Below are 2,515 nucleotides of genomic sequence, written 5' to 3'. Positions count from 1 at the left end.
CCCGGACGATCGTGCGCTCCGGATCGAGATCGGAGGCCACGAGCGCCTCCCGGGCGGCCGGTCGGGCGTCCGGTGCGACCGCGTCCTCCAGATCCACGATCACCACGTCCGCGCGCTCGGCCGCCTTGCCGTACCGCTCGGGGCGGTCGGCCGGGCAGAACAGCAGTGCCGGGCCGGGCGGGATCCACGCCGGGGTCATGCCGACCCCTCCCCCGGCTGCTCGGCCGGACGCTTACGGACCAGCGTCTTGCGGACGGCCCTGGCCACCACGTCACCGTGCTGGTTGCGACCGATGTGCTCGAGAGTCACGATGCCCTCGCCCGGGCGCGACTTCGACTCCCGCTTGTCCGTGCACACCGTCTCGGCGTAGAGGGTGTCACCGTGCAACACGGGCTTGGGGAAGGTGACCTCGGAGAACCCGAGGTTGGCCACGATCGTGCCCTGGGTGAGCTGCGCGACCGACAGCCCGACCAGCGTCGACAGCGTGTGCATGGAGTTCATGAGCCGCTCGCCGCCGAAACCGGGCTGCTCGGCCGACCACGCGGCGTCCAGGTGCAGGGCCTGGGTGTTCATGGTGAGCGTGGTGAACAGGACGTTGTCCGTCTCGGTCATCGTGCGGCCGGGACGGTGGAGGTAGGCGGTGCCCACCTCGTACTCCTCGAACCACAGTCCGCGCTGGACGATCTCATTGCGCTGTCCGTCCATCGTCACAGCCTGGTCACTCATAACCCGAGACCGCGCGCGATCAGCATGAGCTGCACCTCGGTGGTGCCCTCGCCGATCTCGAGGATCTTGGAGTCCCGGTAGTGCCGGGCCACCAGGTACTCGTTCATGAACCCGTAGCCGCCGTGGATCTGGGTGGCGTCCCGGGCGTTGTCCATGGCCGCCTCGGAGGAGACCATCTTGGCGATGGCGGCCTCCTTCTTGAAGGGCTTGCCGGCCAGCATGAGACGCGCGGCCTCGTAGTAGGCGCAGCGCGCGGTGTGGGCGCGGGCCTCCATGCGGGCGATCTTGAAGGAGATCGCCTGGAACGACCCGATCTTCTGGCCCATGGACTCGCGTTCACGCGCGTACTTCACCGACTCGTCGACGCACCCCTGCGCGGCGCCGGTGGCGACCGCGGCGATCGCGATGCGGCCCTCGTCGAGGATCGACAGGAAGTTCGCGTACCCGCGCCCCTCCTCGCCGAGGATGTTCTCGGCCGGGACCCGCACGTCGGAGAAGGTCAGCGGGTGCGTGTCGGAGGAGTTCCACCCGACCTTGTCGTAGGCCGGCTCGACCGTGAAGCCGGGCGTCCCCGACGGGACGATGATGGTCGAGATGGCCTTCTTCACCGATCCGTCCGCGGCCCGCCGCTCCCCTGTCACCGCGGTGACGTTGACCAGCGACGTGATGTGGGTCCCCGAGTTGGTGATGAACTGCTTGTTGCCGTTGACCACCCACTCGTCGCCGTCCCGCTTGGCGGTGGTCTTGGTGGCGCCGGCGTCCGATCCCGCGCCGGGCTCGGTGAGTCCGAAGCCCGCGAGCTTCGTGCCCGCGGCGAGGTCGGGCAGCCAGGTGTTCTTCTGCTCGTCGGTGCCGAAGTGGTAGATGGGCATCGCGCCCAGGCCCACGCCGGCCTCGAGCGTCATGGCGGTCGACTGGTCGACACGACCCAGCTCCTCGAGCGCCAGGGAGAGGGCGAAGTAGTCGCCGCCCATGCCGCCGAACTCCTCGGGGAACGGCAGGCCGAACAGGCCCATCTCGCCCATCTTGGCCACGATCTCGTACGGGAACGTGTGGTTGCGGTCGTGCTCGGCCGAGGCGGGGGCCACCACCTTGTCGGCGAACTCGGCGACAGTGACCTTGAGGTCCTGGTAGTGCTCTTCCAACTCAGGCATCGGTTTCTCCTTGGGATTCCTCGGTGGAGGGGTGGGGCTCGACGGCGCTTGATTCAACCGTGCTTGGTTCGACCGTCGCGAGCAGGTGGTCGGCGGGCACCTGCTCGCCGGTGGAGACGTTCAGCCGGACCACTCCGTCGATCGGCGCCGACAGGGCGTGCTCCATCTTCATGGCCTCGACGGCCAGGACGTTCTGGCCCGCGGTCACCTCGTCACCGTCGGCGACGAAGCACGCGATGACCGACCCGGGCATGGGGCTGAGGATCTGACCGTCCGACATGCCGGCGTCGTGGATCCGGGAGTCGATCAGCGGGAGCATGCGCAGGTCCCAGGTGCCTCCGTCGCCGGCGACCCAGAAGGTGTCCGCCGCCCTGGGGTCGGCCGAGCGGACGACGGTCCAGCGCTGTTGCGTGCCGTCGACGGTCAGTCGCAGCGACCCGCCGTCCCGGGCGACCCTGGCCTGGTGCCGGGAGGAGACCTCGGGCTCGGCAGTGGAGCCGATCGTGGCGTCGGTGATGGTCACCTCGGCGTCGTCGGGGGTCCCCTTGAGGCCGACGGTGACCGCGTCCGACCCCGGGCCGGAGTCCAGCCGGGTCCACACCTCGGCGCGACCTCCGACCCGCCAGCCGTTGGGC

General features: G+C 69.6%; 3 protein-coding genes and 1 pseudogene. All 4 read right to left on the bottom strand.

Translation table 11 applies throughout. From position 1 onward, the window contains the following. Window positions 1–199 (bottom strand): annotated as a pseudogene (locus G6017_RS04975) (aldolase/citrate lyase family protein); the annotation flags it as partial. Further along, window positions 196–726 carry a MaoC family dehydratase gene (locus tag G6017_RS04970; protein ID WP_241731378.1) on the bottom strand — a complete coding sequence of 177 codons (531 nt, stop codon included), beginning with the start codon at window positions 724–726 and terminating at the stop codon, window positions 196–198. The pseudogene G6017_RS04975 and the gene G6017_RS04970, both read right to left, overlap by 4 nt. Next, window positions 723–1,880 (bottom strand): acyl-CoA dehydrogenase family protein, encoded by a 1,158-nt coding sequence (locus G6017_RS04965; RefSeq protein WP_182616212.1) that lies wholly within the window; start codon window positions 1,878–1,880, stop codon window positions 723–725. The genes G6017_RS04970 and G6017_RS04965 overlap by 4 nt, the downstream gene beginning before the upstream one ends. After that, a partial coding sequence (locus G6017_RS04960) for a biotin/lipoyl-containing protein (RefSeq protein WP_182616209.1) occupies window positions 1,873–2,515 on the bottom strand: 643 nt, incomplete at its 5' end. The genes G6017_RS04965 and G6017_RS04960, both read right to left, overlap by 8 nt.

It is taken from the genome of Dietzia sp. B44 (assembly GCF_014145245.1).
GTDB classification, from domain to species: domain Bacteria; phylum Actinomycetota; class Actinomycetes; order Mycobacteriales; family Mycobacteriaceae; genus Dietzia; species Dietzia natronolimnaea.
Note: the sequence above shows the minus strand (reverse complement) of the source record. Positions and strands in the feature narration are given on the sequence as shown.